The sequence below is a fragment of the Pseudomonas sp. UBA3153 genome (assembly GCF_002364635.1).
Lineage (GTDB): Bacteria > Pseudomonadota > Gammaproteobacteria > Pseudomonadales > Pseudomonadaceae > Pseudomonas_O > Pseudomonas_O kuykendallii.
On sequence record NZ_DEYR01000082.1, the window covers coordinates 1 to 18,626 of the forward strand.

General features: G+C 65.4%; 14 protein-coding genes. 7 read left to right on the forward strand and 7 right to left on the reverse strand.

The annotated features are described in order from the left end of the window. The first annotated feature begins 173 nt into the window (after positions 1 to 173). From ligD to cyoE, 6 genes are all read left to right on the forward strand, one after another. Positions 174 to 2,783 carry a DNA ligase D gene (gene ligD / locus B2X67_RS17920; protein ID WP_282344043.1) on the forward strand — a complete coding sequence of 870 codons (2,610 nt, stop codon included), beginning with the start codon at positions 174 to 176 and terminating at the stop codon, positions 2,781 to 2,783. A gap of 598 nt (positions 2,784 to 3,381) precedes the next feature. Beyond that, positions 3,382 to 4,338, forward strand: coding sequence for a ubiquinol oxidase subunit II (gene cyoA, locus B2X67_RS17925; protein WP_273233361.1), 957 nt, complete (start codon positions 3,382 to 3,384; stop codon positions 4,336 to 4,338). Between the two features lie 7 nt (positions 4,339 to 4,345). Beyond that, positions 4,346 to 6,322 (forward strand): cytochrome o ubiquinol oxidase subunit I, encoded by a 1,977-nt coding sequence (cyoB, locus tag B2X67_RS17930; protein WP_286786330.1) that lies wholly within the window; start codon positions 4,346 to 4,348, stop codon positions 6,320 to 6,322. 4 nt (positions 6,323 to 6,326) lie between these two features. Beyond that, a complete protein-coding gene (gene cyoC, locus B2X67_RS17935) occupies positions 6,327 to 6,968 on the forward strand; it encodes a cytochrome o ubiquinol oxidase subunit III (protein WP_286786331.1) in 642 nt (213 codons plus the stop codon). Continuing rightward, a complete protein-coding gene (gene cyoD, locus B2X67_RS17940) occupies positions 6,968 to 7,294 on the forward strand; it encodes a cytochrome o ubiquinol oxidase subunit IV (RefSeq protein ID WP_286786332.1) in 327 nt (108 codons plus the stop codon). The genes cyoC and cyoD overlap by 1 nt, the downstream gene beginning before the upstream one ends. A gap of 12 nt (positions 7,295 to 7,306) precedes the next feature. After that, positions 7,307 to 8,194, forward strand: a complete 888-nt coding sequence (cyoE, locus tag B2X67_RS17945) for a heme o synthase (RefSeq protein ID WP_090230576.1) — start codon at positions 7,307 to 7,309, stop codon at positions 8,192 to 8,194. 168 nt (positions 8,195 to 8,362) lie between these two features. On the opposite strand, the gene B2X67_RS17950 is transcribed toward cyoE, so the two are convergent. The 4 genes from B2X67_RS17950 to B2X67_RS17965 all read right to left on the reverse strand — a co-directional run bounded on the left by B2X67_RS17950 (position 8,363) and on the right by B2X67_RS17965 (position 14,294). Next, the gene (locus B2X67_RS17950) at positions 8,363 to 10,315 is read right to left on the reverse strand and encodes an acetoacetate--CoA ligase (protein WP_286786333.1); all 1,953 of its coding nucleotides are present in this window, start codon (positions 10,313 to 10,315) and stop codon (positions 8,363 to 8,365) included. Between the two features lie 76 nt (positions 10,316 to 10,391). Beyond that, on the reverse strand, positions 10,392 to 11,162 hold the full coding sequence (locus B2X67_RS17955) for a 3-hydroxybutyrate dehydrogenase (protein WP_286786334.1): 771 nt from the start codon (positions 11,160 to 11,162) through the stop codon (positions 10,392 to 10,394). 35 nt (positions 11,163 to 11,197) lie between these two features. After that, the gene (locus B2X67_RS17960) at positions 11,198 to 12,589 is read right to left on the reverse strand and encodes a GntP family permease (RefSeq protein WP_286786335.1); all 1,392 of its coding nucleotides are present in this window, start codon (positions 12,587 to 12,589) and stop codon (positions 11,198 to 11,200) included. Between the two features lie 244 nt (positions 12,590 to 12,833). Next, positions 12,834 to 14,294 (reverse strand): sigma-54 interaction domain-containing protein, encoded by a 1,461-nt coding sequence (locus tag B2X67_RS17965; protein WP_286786336.1) that lies wholly within the window; start codon positions 14,292 to 14,294, stop codon positions 12,834 to 12,836. A 104-nt stretch (positions 14,295 to 14,398) separates the two neighbouring features. Between B2X67_RS17965 and B2X67_RS17970 the strand changes: the two genes are divergently transcribed. After that, complete coding sequence (locus B2X67_RS17970) at positions 14,399 to 14,824, forward strand: DUF192 domain-containing protein (RefSeq protein ID WP_282344565.1); 426 nt, start codon at positions 14,399 to 14,401, stop codon at positions 14,822 to 14,824. A gap of 1 nt (position 14,825) precedes the next feature. Here B2X67_RS17970 and B2X67_RS17975 read toward each other — a convergent pair whose 3' ends face one another. The 3 genes from B2X67_RS17975 to B2X67_RS17985 all read right to left on the reverse strand — a co-directional run bounded on the left by B2X67_RS17975 (position 14,826) and on the right by B2X67_RS17985 (position 18,616). Then, the gene (locus tag B2X67_RS17975) at positions 14,826 to 15,722 is read right to left on the reverse strand and encodes a hydroxymethylglutaryl-CoA lyase (RefSeq protein WP_286786337.1); all 897 of its coding nucleotides are present in this window, start codon (positions 15,720 to 15,722) and stop codon (positions 14,826 to 14,828) included. 156 nt (positions 15,723 to 15,878) lie between these two features. Then, the gene (locus B2X67_RS17980) at positions 15,879 to 17,819 is read right to left on the reverse strand and encodes an acetyl/propionyl/methylcrotonyl-CoA carboxylase subunit alpha (RefSeq protein WP_286786338.1); all 1,941 of its coding nucleotides are present in this window, start codon (positions 17,817 to 17,819) and stop codon (positions 15,879 to 15,881) included. After that, on the reverse strand, positions 17,816 to 18,616 hold the full coding sequence (locus B2X67_RS17985) for a gamma-carboxygeranoyl-CoA hydratase (protein WP_286786339.1): 801 nt from the start codon (positions 18,614 to 18,616) through the stop codon (positions 17,816 to 17,818). The genes B2X67_RS17980 and B2X67_RS17985 overlap by 4 nt, the downstream gene beginning before the upstream one ends. Between the last annotated feature and the right edge of the window lie 10 nt (positions 18,617 to 18,626).

Consider the following 18,626-nt stretch of genomic DNA (forward strand, 5'->3'; position numbering starts at 1 on the left):
CCGGTGCAGAAGCCGGTGGATGCCGCGGCCTGGGGCCTGGAACTGAAACTGGAAGACATCGAGCCGGACGAACCGGACGACGCCAAACCCTGAGTGCTCCATCCAGCGGCCTGGGCGAACCCGCGCCGTGCGGGTGCTTCTAACCTGAAGCACCCGACGACGAGGCTCCGACCATGGCGAAGGCACTGGACGAGTACAACAGCAAGCGCAATTTCTCCGCTACCCCCGAGCCCGCCGGCACTCCGGCGCGCAAGCGCAAAAAGGCCGCCGACCCGCACGCGCTGCAGTTCTGCATCCAGAAGCACGACGCCAGCCACCTGCATTACGACTTCCGCCTGGAACTCGACGGCACCCTGAAGAGCTGGGCGGTGCCGAAGGGGCCGAGCCTGGACCCCAAGGTCAAGCGCCTTGCTGTGCACGTCGAGGACCACCCCATCAGTTACGCGTCCTTTGAGGGGCAGATTCCCGAGGGGCATTACGGTGCGGGCGAGGTGATCGTCTGGGATCGCGGCGTATGGAGCCCGATCGGCGATCCGCAGGCGAGCCTCGAAAAAGGCCGACTGAAATTCGAGCTGCAGGGCGAGAAGCTCGCCGGCGTCTGGAACCTGGTGCGCACTCACATGCCCGGCAAGCGCGAGCAGTGGTTCCTGATCAAATCCAGCGATGAGGCCGCGCGCGCCGAAAAGGACTACGACATCCTCGTCGAGCAGCCCGATAGCGTCCTCAGCGAGCGCACCCTGATTCCCCGTAAACGCGGCGCCAAGGCAAAGGCCAAGGGCGAGGAGCCGGCACGCACCGCCAAGACGCCGCCCCGGCGGCGGACCCGGAAAACCGCCGACGCCACGCTCCATGGCGCCAAGGCCGCGGCGATTCCCGAGCGCATTGCGCCGCAGCTGGCGACGCTGGTGGAGGGGGCGCCGGAGGGTGACTGGCACTACGAGATCAAGTTCGACGGTTACCGGATCATGGCGCGCATCGAGGGGGACGACGTGCGCCTGTTCACTCGCAATGGCCACGACTGGACGGCGAAGATGCCGCACCAAGCGAAGGCGCTGGCCAAGCTCGGGGTGGAGTCGGCCTGGCTGGATGGCGAAGTGGTGGTGCCGGACGAGGAGGGCATCCCGGACTTCCAGGCGCTGCAGAACGCCTTCGACGCCGGCGCCAGCAGACAGATCGTCTACTACTTGTTCGACGTGCCCTACCTGAACGGCATGGACCTGCGCGAGGTGCCGCTGGAGGAACGCCGCGCCGCGCTGGCCACTCTGCTGGAGAAACAGGACGGCGCGCTGCGTTTTTCCGCGGACCTGCAGGAAGACCCGGACCACATGCTGGCCAGCGCCTGCCAGATGAAGCTCGAGGGACTCATCGGCAAGCGCGCCGGCAGCCCCTACGTGTCACGCCGCAGCAGCAGCTGGATCAAGATCAAGTGCAAGAATCGCCAGGAGTTCGTGATCGTCGGCTACAGCGACCCCAAGGGCTCGCGCAGTGCGTTCGGCGCGCTGTTGCTGGGGCTGCACGACGCCGACAGTGGCGAGCTGCGCTACGCCGGCAAGGTTGGAACCGGCTTCAACGAAGCCAGCCTGCGCGCCATCCATGCGCGACTCGAACCGCTGGAGATCGCTGAACCGGTCGTCGTCAATCCGCCCACTGGTGCCGACGCGCGGGGCGCGCACTGGCTGAAACCCGAGCTGATGTGCGAGGTGGCATTCGCCGAGATGACCCGCGACGGGGTGATCCGCCATTCGGTGTTCCATGGCCTGCGCAACGACAAACCCGCCGAGGCGATCGTCCACGAGAAGGCCAAACCGGCGAAAAAGGTCGCTGCCGGCAAGACCGTCAAGAGCGCCGGCAAGGCCGGGGCGAAGAGCAGCAAGAAACCCGACGCAAAGGTCAGGGGCAAGGACGATCCGGGGCAGATCAAGATCACTCACCCGGAGCGGATCATCGACAAGAGCATCGGCGCCACCAAGATGGAGCTGGCGCAGTACTACGGGCGTGTCGCGCCCTGGATGCTGCGCGATCTGGCGAAGCGGCCGGTGGCGCTGGTGCGCGCGCCGGAAGGCATCGAAGGTGAACTGTTCTTCCAGAAACACTCCACCAAGCTGAGCTTGCCCCACGTCACCCAGTTCGACGACCCCGCCGACACGCAGCCGCTGTTGCTGCTGGACAGCGCCCTCGGGCTGGTCAGCGCCGCGCAGATGGGCATGCTCGAAGTGCACACGTGGAATGCCCGCGCGCCGCACCTGGAAACCCCGGATCGGCTGGTGCTCGACCTAGACCCCGACCCGGCGCTGCCGTGGAAGCGGATGATCGAAGCCACCCAGCTGGTGCAGACGCTGCTCGACGAGCTGGGCCTGGTGTCGTTCCTCAAGACCAGCGGCGGCAAGGGCATGCACGTGGTTGTGCCGCTGAAAAGGGGAGAGGGCTGGGACGAGGTGAAGGGGTTCAGCCAGGCGATCGCCAGGCACATGGCGAAACTTCTGCCGAAACATTTCTCTGCTGTCAGCGGTCCGAAGAACCGCGTCGGCAAGATCTTCATCGACTACCTGCGCAATGGCCGTGGCGCCACCTCGGTGTCGGCGTACTCGGTTCGCGCGCGTGAAGGGCTTCCCGTCTCGGTTCCCGTCCATCGGCACGAACTGGCCGGGCTCGAGGGGGCGAACCGCTGGAACATCCGCAACCTGTTCGAGCGCCTGGAGGAGTTGGGCGAAGACGACCCCTGGGCGGGAATGGACGACGCCGAGCAGGTGATCACCGCAGAAATGCGCGCCCGGCTGGGCTGAGGAGGCCAGGTCGCAGCCTATGCGGCCTGGCGTCACAAGGGATTGCATTATCGGGCCGCCGCTGGATAAGACCATTTATTTGTTGTGGTTATTGCTTTTTTCGCACCATGGAAGTCCTGATTGTTCCGCTGGCGCAAAAGAATTTTGCCTTCGATGGGTTGTCTAGGGTCATGGAAATGTTTTGTAATACCGGCCGCTCACTGTACTCCCAGACAAACGAAGCCTTCGAAATCCTCGGAATCTTCAGCAGGCGGGCCCCCGCGTGGTGGCTGGCTATAACAAGGGAAACCCGTGCATTGAGCGCCTGGCGGTGGCGATGTAGGCAACCTTCTCGTCGATCGGGCAGTGAACGTCGTAGCGCTCCGTCGCTTCACGTCGTTGTTTGTACATTCGCGCTGAAATACACGGAACGGATCAGCACCTGGATCGAATTCGATCGGCGATGTTCAGGATGGCTGTCTTCCTGCCCCTGGCTCGCTACGAAACCTTCCATATCCATCCCGTTGCCATGCCCGCCTACTGGTGCACGGTGACAGCGAATCACGGCTGCCTTTCCGGGCGGCGCCGAAAGCTCCTTTTCATCCTTCAAGGCTGCGAGATGATCAAAGAGAAGTACGTTGGATATCTGAAACGGCTGTGGTGGTTGGCCGTTCTGCCACTGAGCGGCTGCAAATGGGCGCTGCTCGATCCCAAGGGCCAGGTCGGTATCGACGCGAAGTCGCTGATCATCACCGCCACGGTGCTGATGCTGATCGTCGTGATCCCGGTGATCGTGCTGACGCTGTACTTCGCCTGGAAGTACCGTGCCACGAACACTGAAGCGGTGTTCATGCCGAAGTGGGCGCACTCCACCTCGATCGAGGTCGTGGTCTGGCTGATCCCCTGCGTGATCATCGTCTTCCTCGGCATCCTGACCTGGAAGACCACACACCACCTGGACCCCTACCGTCCACTCGATCACGAGAAGACGCCGATCACGGTCGAGGTCGTCTCGCTGGACTGGAAGTGGCTGTTCATCTACCCGGAACAGAAGATCGCCACGGTCAACGAGCTGGCGTTCCCGGCCAACACCCCGGTCAACTTCAAGATCACTTCCGACACCGTGATGAACTCCTTCTTCATCCCGCAGCTCGGTAGCCAGATCTATTCCATGGCCGGCATGGAAACCAAGCTTCATTTGATCGCCAACGAGCCAGGCAGCTTCGCCGGTATCTCGGCGAACTACAGCGGCGCTGGCTTCACCGGGATGGCCTTCACCGCCATCGCGACGCCCACCGATGCCGACTTCGACGCCTGGGTCGCCAAGGTGCGCGCGTCCTCGAAGATCCTCGATGCCGATAGCTACAAGGCACTGGCCGAACCGAGCCAGAAGCACCCGGTGGAGTATTTCTCCGCCGTACGCCCGAACCTGTTCGCCGCGATCGTGCATCAGTACATGGGGCCGAAGAAGATCCCCGTCTCCGATGAGCCGGCACCGAATGAAGGCATGAAAATGGGCGAGAAGATGGACATGAACCACATGGACATGTCCAGCCACTCGGCCGCTGAGGAGTAATCAACAAATGTTCGGAAAGCTGACCCTCGACGCCATACCCTTCCACGAACCCATCCTGCTGTTCACCTTCGCCGCCGTGGCGTTGGGTGGCCTGGTGGTGGTCGCCGGACTGACCTATTTCCGCAAGTGGGGCTACCTGTGGACCGAGTGGCTGACTTCGGTCGACCACAAGAAGATCGGCGTGATGTACATCACCGTGGCCATCATCATGCTGCTGCGCGGTTTCGCCGACGCCATCATGATGCGCTCGCAGCAGGCGCTCGCCACCGGCGGCGCCGCCGGCTACCTGCCACCGGAACACTACGACCAGATCTTCACCGCGCACGGCACCATCATGATCATCTTCATGGCCATGCCGTTCATGATCGGTCTGATGAACATCGCCGTGCCGCTGCAGATCGGCGCGCGCGACGTGGCGTTCCCGTTCCTCAACTCGCTGAGCTTCTGGCTCTTCGTCAGCGGCGTGATCCTGATCAACCTGTCGCTGTTCGTCGGTGAGTTCGGCCGTACCGGTTGGGTGGCGTATCCGCCGTTGTCCGGGATTGCCTACAGTCCCGGGGTAGGGGTGGACTACTACATCTGGGCGCTGCAGTTATCCGGGATCGGGACAACGCTCACGGGGATCAACTTCCTGGTCACCGTTTTCAAGATGCGCGCCCCCGGCATGAAGCTGATGCAGATGCCGATCTTCACCTGGACCTGCACCTTCGCCAACATCCTGATCGCCGCGTCCTTCCCGATCCTGACCGCCGCGCTGGGCCTGCTGACCCTCGACCGTTACCTCGATTTCCACTTCTTCACCAATGAAGCGGGCGGTAACGCGATGATGTACATCAACCTGTTCTGGGCCTGGGGTCACCCCGAGGTGTACATCCTGGTGCTGCCGGCGTTCGGCGTGTTCTCCGAGGTGATTTCCACCTTCACCGGCAAGCGCCTGTTCGGCTATGCCGCGATGGTCTGGGCCAGCGCCGCGATCACCGTGCTCGGTTTCGTCGTGTGGCTGCACCACTTCTTCACCATGGGGTCGGGGGCCAACGTCAACGCCTTCTTCGGCATCGCGACGATGATCATCTCGATCCCCACGGGAGTGAAACTGTTCAACTGGCTGTTCACCATGTATCGCGGGCGCCTGCGCTTCACCACGCCGGTCCTCTGGACCATCGGCTTCATGGTGACCTTCAGCATCGGCGGCATGACCGGCGTTCTGCTGGCGGTTCCGGGTGCCGACTTCGTGCTGCACAACAGCCTGTTCCTGATCGCCCACTTCCATAACACCATCATTGGCGGTGCGGTATTCGGCTACCTGGCGGGCTTCGTCTTCTGGTTCCCGAAAGCCTTCGGCTTCACTCTCAACGAGAAGTGGGGCAAGGCGGCGTTCTGGTTCTGGTGCACGGGTTTCTACGTGGCCTTCATGCCGCTCTACGTGCTTGGCTTCATGGGCATGACGCGTCGCCTGAACCACACCGACAACCCGGAATGGACGCCCTGGCTGTACGTGGCCTTCGTCGGCGCGGTGTTGATCTTCTGCGGCATCCTCTGCCAGCTGATCCAGCTCTACGTGAGTATCCGCGACCGCAAGCAGAACCTCGACCTGACCGGCGACCCGTGGAATGGCCACACCCTGGAATGGTCGACCTCGTCGCCGCCGCCGTTCTACAACTTCGCCCAACTGCCGACCGTGCATGACATCGACTCCTTCACCGACATGAAGGAGAAGGGCATCGCCTACCAGCGTCCCGAGAAGTACACGGCGATTCACATGCCAAAGAACACGTCTGCCGGCGTATTCATGGGGGGCTTCGCCACCGTCATGGGTTTCGCGCTGATCTGGCACATCTGGTGGCTGGCCGCCGTGGGCCTGCTGGGGCTGTTCGCCACTCTGCTGGCCCGCGCCTTCGACAACGATGTCGATTACTACGTCCAGCCCGATGAGATCGAGCGTATCGAATCCGCCCATCTCGCCCATATCGCCAAGCAGGCCTGAGCCCATGTCGACTGATGTAATGAACGACCCCCACGATAGCGTCCACAAGCACGAGCATGAGCACGGGCACGACGACCACGGTCACAACGACAGTGGTCCGACCACCGTATTCGGGTTCTGGCTGTACCTGATGACCGACTGCATTCTGTTCGCCAGCGTCTTCGCCACCTACGCGGTGCTGATGACCGCGACGGCAGGATCGGTTAGCGCCAAGGACATATTCGAACTCGACTACGTGCTGGTAGAAACCTTCGCGCTGCTGTTCTCCAGCATCACCTACGGCTTCGCGATGATCGCGGGGCAGAAGGGCAGCAAGGGCGGTGTGATCAACTGGCTGATCGTCACCTTCATCTTCGGTGCGATCTTCATCGGGATGGAGATCAACGAATTCCATCACCTGATCGTCGAGGGCTACGGCCCGAGCACCAGTGCCTTCCTTTCCGCGTTCTTCGCGCTGGTCGGGATGCACGGCCTGCACGTCACCGCCGGCCTGATCTGGATGATCATCATGATCCTGCAGGTCTCCAAGCAGGGCCTCACGCCGCAGGTCAATACCCGTCTGACCTGCCTGAGCCTGTTCTGGCACTTCCTCGACATCGTCTGGATCTGCGTGTTTACCGTCGTCTACCTGCTGGGGACCCTGTGATGAGCGAATCTCTGCACACCGAGCACGCCGCGAGCCACGGCAGCGTCAAGTCGTACATGATCGGCTTCCTGCTGTCGGTGGTCCTCACCGTGATCCCGTTCTGGCTGGTGATGAGCCATGTGCTGCCGAAGGGCGCGACCCTGGTGGCGATCTTCATCTTCGCCATCGTCCAGGTCCTGGTGCACCTGAAATACTTCCTGCACCTGGACTTCAGCACCGACGGGCGCTGGAACACCCTGTCGTTCATCTTCACCATGCTGGTCATCGTGATGCTCGTGGGTCTGTCCATCTGGATCATCTTCAGCGCCAACGCGCTGATGATGTAACGAGGGCTACCCGTGAAGTTCAAGCGATACCTGCTGATCACCAAGCCAGGCATCATCTTCGGCAATCTGATCTCGGTGGCCGGCGGATTCTTCCTGGCCTCCAAGGGCAGCATCGACCCGTGGCTGCTGCTGGCCACGGCGCTCGGGTTGTCGCTGGTAATCGCGTCCGGCTGTGTGCTGAACAACTGCATCGATCGCGATATCGACCAGCGCATGGAGCGCACCCGCAATCGCGTTCTGGTGACCGGGGCGATCTCGCTGAAGGCTGCTCTGGCGCATGGTGTGCTGCTCGGCGTGCTGGGTTTCGGCACGCTATTCCTTTGGACCAACACCCTGGCGCTGGCTTTCGCCGCCATCGGCTTCTTCATCTACGTGGTGCTCTACAGCCTCTGGCTCAAGCGCGCGTCGGTGTATGGCACGCTGGTCGGCAGCCTGTCGGGGGCGGTGCCGCCGGTGGTGGGTTACTGCGCGGTGAGCAACAGCTTCGATGCCGGTGCGGCGATCCTGCTGCTGATCTTCAGCCTCTGGCAGATGCCGCACTCGTATGCCATCGCGATCTTCCGCCTCAACGATTACCGCGCGGCGAACATTCCGGTTCTGCCGGTGGCACGTGGCATCGAGGCGACCAAGCGGCACATCGTGCTGTACATCCTGGCCTTCGCTGCGGCGGCGCTGATGCTCACAGTCGCCGGTTTCGCCGGCTACGGCTACCTGGTGATGGCGCTGCTGGTGAGTGCCTACTGGCTGTTCATCGCGGTGTCCGGCTACGGCGCGGTGGATGACCGGCTGTGGGCGCGCAAGCTGTTCGCCTTCTCCATCGTGGCGATCAGCACCCTGAGCGTGATGATGTCGATCGACTTCAGGGGACTGCCGGAGCATCTGCTCGCGGCGGCCTTCTGATCGGCCAGCGGGCCTTGTGGCCCGGCCTGTCTGCCAGAACGGAAAAGGCGACCCTCGGGTCGCCTTTTTCATGTCTGCGTTTCGACTCTCCAGGACAATCGGGCGTGCATCATCGGGAGGCCACGGCGTGCATACCGGCAAGGTGCGCCGCGCGATGCCACCATTGCTTCACTGCAACTCGGCCAGTTCGCGGAACTGCTCCAGCGCCTCGGGGTTGGCCAGGGCATCGGTGTTCTTCACCGGGCGGCCATGCACGACGTTGCGCACCGCCAGCTCGACGATCTTGCCGCTGATGGTGCGCGGGATGTCGCCGACGGCGATGATCTTCGCCGGCACATGGCGCGGCGTGGTGTTGGCGCGGATGGTGCTGCAGATGCGTTCGCGCAGGGCGTCATCCAGGGCAATGCCCTCGCGCAGGCGAACGAACAGCACCACGCGCACGTCGCCTTGCCACTCCTGGCCGATGGCGATGGACTCCAGGACTTCATCGATCTTTTCCACCTGGCGATAGATTTCCGCGGTGCCGATGCGTACGCCGCCGGGGTTGAGCACGGCGTCGGAGCGGCCATGGATGACCATCCCGCCGTGCCCGGTTTCCTCGGCATAGTCGCCATGCGCCCAGATGCCGGGAAAGGTCTCGAAGTAGGCGCTACGGAATTTCTCGCCGTCGGCGTCGTTCCAGAAGCCCACCGGCATCGCCGGGAAGTGCCGGGTGCAGACCAGTTCGCCTTTCTCGCCCTGCGCGGCGGCGCCGTCGTCGTCCCACACTTCCACGGCCATGCCCAGGCCCTTGCATTGCAGTTCGCCGCGCCACACTGGCATCACCGGGCAACCGAGGGCGAAGCAGGAAACGATGTCGGTGCCGCCGGAGATCGACGACAGGCACAGGTCGGCTTTGATCTCGCGGTAGACGTAGTCGAAGCTCTCATGGGCCAGCGGAGAGCCGGTGGAGAGGATCGCCTTCAGGCGCTCCAGGCGATGTGTCTCGCGCGGTTTGACGCCTGCCTTCTCCAGGGCGGCGATGTACTTGGCGCTGGTGCCGAAGAGGCTGATGTTCTCGGCGTCGATCAGGTCCATCAGGCGTTCGGCACCGGGGTGGAAGGGCGAGCCGTCGTAGAGCACCAGGGTCGCGCCCAGCGCCAGGCCGGAGGCAAGCCAGTTCCACATCATCCAGCCGCAGGTGGTGTAGTAGAACAAGGTGTCGTCGGCGCCCAGGTCGCTGTGCAGACCGTGTTCCTTGAGGTGCTGCAGGAGCACGCCGCCGGTGCCGTGGACGATGCACTTGGGCACGCCGGTGGTGCCGCTGGAATAGAGGATGTAGAGCGGCGCATCGAACGCCACCGGGGTGAACTCCGGCTCGCCGCCCGGCTGGTAGAAGTCCGCCCAGAAGCTGATTTTCGCCGGCGAGGCGTAGTCTTCCCGGCGCGCCTCGGTGCGGGCATAGGGCACCACCAGGAGTTGCTGCAGCGTCGGCAGGCTGGCGAGGATCTCGTTCAGCTTGGCGGTCAGGTCGAGGTTCTTGCCGGCGTAGCGGTAGCCGGCGCAGGCGATCAGCACCTTGGGTTCGATCTGGCCGAAGCGGTCGATCACGCCCTGGGTGCCGAAGTCCGGCGAGCAGGACGACCAGGTGGCGCCGAGGCTGGCGGTGGCGAGCATGCCGACCACCGTCTGCCAGGTGTTCGGCATGAAGGCGGCGACGCGGTCGCCGATGCCGACGCCGGCCTCGCGCAGGCTGCGTTGCAGGCCGGCGACGTGCGCGGCCAGTTGGGCATGGCTGAGCACCTCGCGCGAGCCGTCCTCGCCGATGGCCACCAAGGCGGCGCGGTCGTCGCGACGACGCAGCAGGTGTTCGGCGAAGTTCAGCGTCGCGCCGGGGAACCAGCGCGCATCCGGCATCGCCGGACCTTCCTCGAGCACGCTACTGGGCCGGGTATGGAAGCGCACCTCGAAGAAATCCACGATCGCCTGCCAGAAGGCCGCGCGCTCGGCGATGCTCCAGGCGTGCAGGGCGGGATAGTCCGCCAGTCGCACGGCATAGAGCGCTTCCACGTAGCGGCGGAACGCGTCCAGCCGGGTGGCGGCGATACGCTCGGGGGAAGGTGTCCAAAGCGGATGTTGCATGTCCTGTCCTCGATTCTCTTGTTCTGGTGAGACCCCTCGCGCCGGCCGATGTGCAGCCGAGGGGGTCGGCTTAGCGCTATTGCGCCAGCCAGCCACCGTCCATGTTCCAGGCCGCCCCGCGTACCTGGGCGGCGGCATCGCTGCAGAGGAACAGCGCCAGCTCCCCCAGTTGCTCGGGCGTAACGAAGTCGAGCGACGGCTGCTTCTCTGCCAGCAGGTCGTGGCGCGCCCGCGCCACGTCGCCGTCCACCTTGGCGCGCTCGTCGATCTGCGCCTGAACCAGCGGCGTCAGCACCCAGCCGGGGCAGATCGCGTTGCAGGTCACGCCTGTGGTGGCGGTTTCCAGCGCCACCGATTTGCTCAGCCCGACGATCCCGTGCTTCGCCGCGACGTAGGCGCTCTTGCCGGCGGAGGCGGCCAGGCCGTGGGCCGAGGCGATGTTGATGATGCGTCCCCAGTTGCGTTCGCGCATGCCCGGCAGCGCCAGGCGCGTGGTGTGGAAGGCCGAGGACAGGTTGATCGCGATGATCGCGTCCCAGCGCTCCACCGGGAACGCTTCCACTGGCGCGACGTGCTGGATGCCGGCGTTGTTGACCAGAATGTCGATGCCGCCGAACTCGGCCTCGGCGTAGGCGATCATCGCCTCGATCTGTTCGGGGCGGGTCATGTCCGCCGGATGGTGGCGGACCTCGCCACCCAGCGCGCGAACCTCGGCCAGCGCGGCCTCGCTGTCGCCGAAGCCGTTGAGGACCAGATTGGCGCCGGCCTTCGCCAGGCACAGGGCGATGCCCAGGCCGATGCCGCTGGTGGAGCCGGTGACCAGTGCGGTCTTGCCGTGCAGAGTCATGTCGAGTCTCCTCATTTCAAGCGGTGCGGGTCATGTCAGACGATGCCGGTCGCGTAGAACACGCCGATGACGAAGAACACCGCGAGGGTCTTGATGATGGTGATGCCGAAGATGTCCTTGTAAGCCTCGCGGTGGGTCAGGCCGGTGACCGCGAGCAGGGTGATTACCGCGCCGTTGTGCGGCAGCGTGTCCATCCCGCCGCTGGCCATTGATGCCACGCGGTGCAGCACTTCCAGGGGAATGTTCGCCGCGTTGGCGGCGGCGATGAAGCTGTCGGACATCGCCGCCAGGGCGATGCTCATGCCGCCGGACGCCGAGCCGGTGATGCCGGCCAGCAGGGTCACGGTCACCGCTTCGTTGACCAGCGGGTTGGGGATGCTCTTCAGCGCATCGGCCAGCACCAGGAAGCCGGGCAGCGAGGCGATCACCGCGCCGAAACCGTATTCCGAGGCGGTGTTCATCGCCGCCAGCAGGGCGCCGCTGACCGCGGTCTTGCTGCCTTCGGCGAGCTGCTTGCGGATCACCCCGAAGGCGCTCACCAGTACCAGCAGGATGCCCAGCAGCAGGGCCGCTTCCACCGCCCAGATGGCGGTCAGCTTGGCGACCTCGGTCTGCACCGGCGCGGCCATGCCAGCCAGTTTCAGGCTGTGGGTGGTGCCGTACCATTGCGGTATCCAGCGCGTCAGCAGCAGGTTCGCCACGCCCACCAGCAGCAGCGGCGAAAGCGCCAGCAGCGGATGCGGCAGGGCGATGTCCTCCGGCGTTTCCGGCTCGTTGCGCAGTTCGCTGCCGTAGCCTTCGCCGACGCGCTGCGCCTTGCGCCGCTGGCGCTCGAGATAGAGCATGCCGAGGCCGAAGACGAACAGTGTGCCGATCACCCCGAGCCACGGCGCCGCCCACGAGGTGGTGCCGAAGAAGGTGGTGGGGATGATGTTCTGGATCTGCGGGGTGCCGGGCAGGGCGTCCATGGTGAAGGCGAAGGCGCCGAGGGCGACGGTCGCGGGGATCAGCCGTTTGGGGATGTTGCTCTGGCGGAACATCTCGGCGGCGAACGGATAGACCGCGAACACCACGACGAACAGCGACACGCCGCCGTAGGTCAGCAGCGCGCAGACCAGCACGATCACCAGCATCGCCTGGCGGGTGCCGAACAGGCGGATCGCCGCGGCGACGATGGAGCGCGAGAAGCCGGATATCTCGATCAGCTTGCCGAACACTGCGCCGAGCAGGAACACCGGGAAGTAGAGCTTCACGAAGCCAACCATTTTCTCCATGAACACGCCGGTGAAGGCCGGGGCGACGGCGGAGGGGTCGGTGAGCAGAACGGCGCCGAGGGCGGCGATGGGGGCGAAGAGGATGACGCTGTAGCCGCGATAGGCGGCGAGCATCAGCAGCGCGAGGGCTGCGAGCGCGATGATCACACTCATGGAGTGTCTCCTGGGCAACCGCAGCGACGACCCCGAGGGCGAACGACTGCGGAATTAATTGTTTTTGTTTTCGCCACGGTGCATGCCGCGACGTGCAAGCGAGTTATAGCGAGAACCGTGCCGTATTTCTCAACCAATTGAAATACAAGGAATTATTGGCGAGGGATGGTTGTGAGTTGGCACTATCCGTCTCCAAATGAAGACAGATGGCGCTGAGAAAGGTGCGCTGCGACCGTTTGACGCGCTAGTTCGCGCTGTCCACATTCGTGGACATGTCCACGTACGGAGACGAGACCCCCAGGGCGAGGATCTTCTTGTACAGCGTCGAGCGTCCGAGACCGAGGCTGCGCGCGGTTTCCATGACATTGCCGGCGTGTGCGGCGAGGCTGTTCTCGATCAGCTGTTTCTCGAAGGCATCGCGGGCGGCGTAGAAGTCCTGGATGGCCGGTATGGGAGCCGGCGCGGCCTGGCCGGCGGGCAGCGGCGCGAGCACGCCGATGGCCTGTTGCAGTGCCGTGGCATCCAGCGTTGCGGATTCGCTGTGCAGCACCGCGCGCTCTAGGACGTTGCGCAGCTCGCGGATGTTGCCCGGCCAGGCATGACGGCTGAGCAGGGCGAGGGCGTCGCTGCCGAGTTCGCGGGGCGCGCCGTCGCCGCTCTGCAGTTCTTCGAGAATCGCCTCGCACAGCGCGGGCAGGTCTTCCAGGCGCTCGCGCAGCGGCGGTACCAGGATCGGCAGGACGTTGAGGCGATAGTAAAGGTCGGCGCGGAAATCGCCGCGACGTACCGCGTCCTGCAGGTCGGTGGAGGTCGCCGCGATCACCCGGACGTCGCTGCGCAGCATCTCATTGGAGCCGACCGGCTCGAATTCCTTTTCCTGTAACACGCGCAGCAGCTTGCTCTGCAACGACAGCGGCATGTCGCCGATCTCGTCGAGAAACAGCGTGCCGCCCTCGGCCACCTGCAGTTTGCCCAGGCGGCCCTTGCGCTCGGCGCCGGTGAAGGCACCGGGCGCGGTGCCGAAGAATTCCGCCTCCAGGAGGCTTTCCGGAATAGCCGCGCTGTTCACGCTGACGAAGGGTTTGTGCGCGCGCACCGAGGTGGCGTGAATGGCATGGGCGAGCAGCTCCTTGCCGGTTCCGGTTTCGCCGAGCAGCAATACCGGCGAATCGGTACTGGCGCTGCGCCGGGCGGTGCGCTTGACCGCAAGGCTCGCCGGGCTGGTGCCAATGAAGTGCGAGAAGCTGTACTTGGCGCGGCGCGTCTGCAGCAACGAGCGGGTCGAGGCCAGCTCCTTCTGCAGGCTCTGGTAACGCGTCAGCAGCGGCGACAGGTTGCGCAACTCGTCGAACAGCGCGAAGCCGATGGCGCCGATGATCAGACCAGCCTGGTCGTGGATCGGCAGGCGCATCACCACCAGTTGGTCCTTCGGCGTATCCAGCAGGTCGAGCAGGATCGGCTGGCCGGTCTGCACCACGTCGCGCATCAGGCTGGTGGGAATCACGCTTTCGCAGGGCTTGCCGATGGCGGCCTCGGCGTTCGGCAGGCCGAAGCGCCGCGCGTAGCGCTCATTCATCCAGACGATGCGGGCCTCGCGGTCGACGATCACCGTGCCCTCACTGGATTCCTCGACGATCTCGAACAGCGAGCGGATCGCCATCTGGCGTACCCGCTGGTAATCCTTGAGGGCTTCGTCGTCGATCATCGCTGCTCGGTTCTCTGGTCGGTGGAGGCCCGCGTCCGCACGGCTCAGGCGGAGGCGGGCTGTCGCGCTATCATACCCAGCGCCCGGTGCGGACAGGAGGAAGCATGTATCGAAAAACCATCACGCTGGCGACGCTGCTGCTGTCCGCCGGGTTGGCGGCGGAGCTGTTGCCGCGCACGCTCATGCAGCTTAACGGGCATGCGCTGAGCGTCGAGGTGGCGAGCACACGCGAGCAGCGCCAGGCCGGCCTGATGGGGCGCGAGCGCCTGGCGGAGGATGAGGGCATGCTGTTCGTCTTCGACGAGCTCACCCGGCACTGTTTCTGGATGCGCGATACACCGCTGGCGCTGTCGGCAGCCTTCCTCGACGAACAGGGGCGGGTGCTGAACATCGTCGACATGCAGCCGTTCGACGACACCGAGCATTGCTCCGCGCAGGACGCGCTCTACGGCCTTGAAATGCGCCAGGGCTGGTTCGCCGAGCACGGTGTCGTTCCCGGACAACCGCTTATGCATCTGCCGCAGGAATGACTCAGGCGCGCCGGGCTCGGGCCACGCGGGAACCGTTTTCGCGGCCGAGCACCGCGCAGATGCGCTCGCCGGCGGCGATCAGCCGGTCGGCATCGACGCCGGTGACGATGCCCAGGCCATCGAGCAGGTAGAGCAGGTCTTCGCTGGCCACGTTGCCGGTGGCACCTTTCGCATAGGGACAGCCGCCCAGCCCGGCCACCGAGGCATCGAACACCGCGATACCTTCCAGCAGGCTGGCGTAGACGTTCGCCAGCGCCTGTCCGTAGGTGTCGTGGAAATGCCCGGCCAGGCGCTCGCGCGGCACGGCGCGGCCGACCACCTCGAACAGATGACGCGTCGCGCCGGGCGTGCCGGTGCCGACGGTGTCGCCAAGCGAGACCTCGTAACAGCCCATCGCATCGAGTTCGCGCGCCACGACGGCGACGCGCTCCGCCGCGACCGCGCCTTCGTACGGGCACCCCAACACGCAGGACACATAACCGCGCACGCGAACCCCGGCCGTCGTCGCGGCTTCCAGCAACGGTACGAAGCGCTGCAGGCTTTCGTCGATGGAGCAGTTGATGTTGCGCTGCGAGAAGCTCTCCGACGCCGCGGCGAATACCGCGACTTCCTCGACCCCGGACTCCAGCGCCGCTTCGAGACCCTTCAGGTTCGGCGTCAGCGCCGCGTAGGTGACGCCGGCCTTGCGTTGGATGCCGGCGAACACCCCGGCGCTGCCGGCCATCTGCGGCACCCACTTCGGCGAGACGAAACTGCCGACCTCGACATAGCTGAGCCCGGCGGCAGTCAGATCGTCGACCAGGCGAACCTTGTCGGCCACGCTGATTGGCTTTTTCTCGTTCTGCAGTCCGTCGCGCGGGCCGACTTCGACTAGCCGTACGTGGGTGGGCAAGTTCATGGCAATCTCCAGATAACGATCGTTTGCTCGCGAACCCCGCAAACGCAATTCTGCGGTCCGTGGTCGTAGGGTGGGCTGTGCGCACCAGAGAAAACCTCGCTGCAGATGGTGCGCATGGCGCACCCTACGACGCGAGGCACCCTCGACAAGCCTGGCCTACGAAAGCTCCACCAGCACCGCACCTTCTCCGACCATATCGCCCTCGCCGCAATACAGCGCCTTCACCGTACCGGCCTGCGGCGCGCGGATGCTGTGCTCCATCTTCATCGCTTCGAGCACCACCAGCGCCGTGCCGGCTTCCACCGATTGGCCGGGTTCCACCAGCAGCCGGACGATGCTGCCGTTCATGGGCGCGGTCAGGCCGCCATGGTGTGCGTGCTCGCGCTCGACGGCGGCGATGGGATCGACCCGCTCGATGGCGTGCAGCTCGCCTTCCCATTTCACATACAGCCTGTCGTCGCGCCGGAAGCTCTGCGGGCGCGGGTGCGCATTCGTCGAGACCTGCCTTACCCGGCGTCGCTCGGCGCCGCAAGCCAGGTGCACGGTGGTGTGCGCGGGCAGGACGCTGCGCCATCCGGTCCGCGCGCTCCAGGGCGAGTGAGGGTCGTCGCCGCGAACGTGCGGGCTTTCGCTTTCCGTGAAGGCGTCGGCGGCCGCTTGCCAGAAGGCGTCGGACAGCTCGCCGGGTGCCGGCAGCAGGTCGGCCTGATGACGTTCGATGAAGCCGGTATCCAGTTCCGCGGCAGCGAAGGACGGGTGCGCGAGAATGCGCCGAAGGAACGCCAGGTTGGTCTTCACCCCGGCCACGGCGGTTTCGTCGAGCATCGCCAGCAGGCGCTGGCGAGCCTCTTCGCGACTCTCGCCCCAGGCGATCAGCTTACCCAGCATCGGGTCGTAGAACGGCGATACCTCGTCGCCTTCGCGGACGCCGCTGTCGACCCGGCGTCCCGGCCCGGCGGCAGGCTCGTGGTACAGCGTGAGCGCGCCGCTGGCCGGGAGGAATTCATTCTGCGGGTCTTCGGCGTAAAGGCGCACCTCAATGGCGTGACCGCGCAACGGCACCTGGGCTTGAGTGATCGGCAACGGCTCGCCGCGCGCCACGCGGATCTGCCAGGCAACCAGATCGAGGCCGGTGATGGCCTCGGTGACCGGGTGCTCGACCTGCAGGCGGGTGTTCATTTCCATGAAGAAGAACTGTCCGCGGGCATCCAGCAGAAACTCCACGGTGCCGGCGCCCACGTAGCCGATGGCCTGCGCGGCCTTCACCGCGGCTTCGCCCATGGCCCGGCGCAGTTCCAGCGACAGCCCCGGCGCCGGCGCTTCCTCCACGACCTTCTGGTGGCGGCGCTGGATCGAACAGTCGCGCTCGTTGAGGTACAGGCAGTTGCCGTGCGCATCGGCGAACACCTGGATTTCCACGTGGCGTGGCTGGAGCAGGTATTTCTCGACCAGCATGCGCGAATCGCCGAACGCCGATTGCGCCTCGCGCTGGGCGGACTGTAGGGCTTCGGCAAGGTCCGCCTCGCGTTCGACCACCTTCATGCCCTTGCCACCACCACCGGCGGCGGCCTTGAGCAACACTGGGTAGCCGATGCGCGCGGCGGCATCGCGGAACGTCTGCGCGTCCTGCGCCTCGCCGTGGTAGCCGGGCACCAGTGGCACGCCGGCAGCCTCCATCAGCGCCTTGGCGGCCGACTTGCTGCCCATGGCGTCGATGGCGCTGGCCGGCGGGCCGAGAAACACCAGGCCGGCAGCCTCGACGGCGCGGGCGAAGTCGGCGTTCTCGGAAAGAAAGCCGTAGCCCGGATGGATCGCCTGGGCGCCGCTGGCCTGGGCGGCGGCAATGATCCTGTCGATCAGCAGGTAGCTGTCCGCCGGCTTGGCGCCGCCGAGATCGACGGCTACGTCCGCCTCGCGCACATGCCGCGCGTTTCGATCGATGGCGCTGTGCACGGCCACGGTGGTCAGGCCGAGGGCTTTCGCGGTACGCATCACCCGGCAGGCGATCTCGCCGCGATTGGCGACGAGGAGAGTGGTGATGGGCGTCGTGCCTTGCGTCCCGGAGAGGGCCGGGCTCAGCTCGTCGTGTGCGTTCATTCCGGCTGCTCCTGCCAGGCGGGCGTGCGTTTTTCCAGGAAGGCATTGAGGCCTTCCTGGCCCTCGGCGCTGACGCGAATCCGCGCGATGGCGCTTTCGGTGAACTGGCGCAGCGCCGGGCCGAGCACGCCGCTGCCGGCTTCGCGCAGCAGCGCCTTGCTGGCGCGCATCGCCTGCGGGCCGTTGAGCAGCAGCGTGGCGATCCATTCCTCGATGCGCGACTCCAGTTTCTCCGCCGGGTAGCACTCGGCCAGCAGGCCCAGCTCGCGGGCACGCGGGCCGTCGAAGCGCTCGGCGGTCAGCGCGTAGCGGCGCGCGGCGCGCTCGCCGATGGCCTGCACGACGAAGGGGCTGATCACCGCGGGCGCCAGGCCGATGCGCACCTCGGACAGGCTGAACTGCGCATCGAGCGCGCCGATGGCCATGTCGCAGCAACTGACCAGGCCCACGGCGCCGCCGAATGCCGCGCCCTGGACCACGGCCAGGGTCGGGACGGGCAGGTCGTGCAGGCGGTACATCAGCTCCGCCAGCTCCTGTGAATCGGCCAGGTTGGCGGCATAGTCGAGCGTCGCCGCGTGCTGCATCCAGGCCAGGTCGGCGCCGGCGGAGAAGTGCCGGCCATGGCCGCGCAGCAGGAGAAAGCGCAGACGCTCGTCGGCGCGCACGTCCGCGAGGGCGAGGGTCAGCTCGCGGATCATCTCGGCGTTGAAGGCGTTGTGCTTGTGCGGACGGTTCAGCCACAGGGTGGCGAAGCCGCGCGGGTCGGTTTCGAGCTGGATGCGGGTGAAGTCAATCATGGTCGTTCCT

Bases quoted from the DNA above. Each gene is read 5' to 3' on its own strand.
- ligD (WP_282344043.1), top strand. From the start codon at position 174: ATGGCGAAGGCACTGGACGAGTACAACAGCAAGCGCAATTTCTCCGCT.
- cyoA (WP_273233361.1), top strand. From the start codon at position 3,382: ATGATCAAAGAGAAGTACGTTGGATATCTGAAACGGCTGTGGTGGTTG.
- cyoB (WP_286786330.1), top strand. From the start codon at position 4,346: ATGTTCGGAAAGCTGACCCTCGACGCCATACCCTTCCACGAACCCATC.
- cyoC (WP_286786331.1), top strand. From the start codon at position 6,327: ATGTCGACTGATGTAATGAACGACCCCCACGATAGCGTCCACAAGCAC.
- cyoD (WP_286786332.1), top strand. From the start codon at position 6,968: ATGAGCGAATCTCTGCACACCGAGCACGCCGCGAGCCACGGCAGCGTC.
- B2X67_RS17950 (WP_286786333.1), bottom strand. From the start codon at position 10,315: ATGCAACATCCGCTTTGGACACCTTCCCCCGAGCGTATCGCCGCCACC.
- B2X67_RS17955 (WP_286786334.1), bottom strand. From the start codon at position 11,162: ATGACTCTGCACGGCAAGACCGCACTGGTCACCGGCTCCACCAGCGGC.
- B2X67_RS17960 (WP_286786335.1), bottom strand. From the start codon at position 12,589: ATGAGTGTGATCATCGCGCTCGCAGCCCTCGCGCTGCTGATGCTCGCC.
- B2X67_RS17965 (WP_286786336.1), bottom strand. From the start codon at position 14,294: ATGATCGACGACGAAGCCCTCAAGGATTACCAGCGGGTACGCCAGATG.
- B2X67_RS17970 (WP_282344565.1), top strand. From the start codon at position 14,399: ATGTATCGAAAAACCATCACGCTGGCGACGCTGCTGCTGTCCGCCGGG.
- B2X67_RS17975 (WP_286786337.1), bottom strand. From the start codon at position 15,722: ATGAACTTGCCCACCCACGTACGGCTAGTCGAAGTCGGCCCGCGCGAC.
- B2X67_RS17980 (WP_286786338.1), bottom strand. From the start codon at position 17,819: ATGAACGCACACGACGAGCTGAGCCCGGCCCTCTCCGGGACGCAAGGC.
- B2X67_RS17985 (WP_286786339.1), bottom strand. From the start codon at position 18,616: ATGATTGACTTCACCCGCATCCAGCTCGAAACCGACCCGCGCGGCTTC.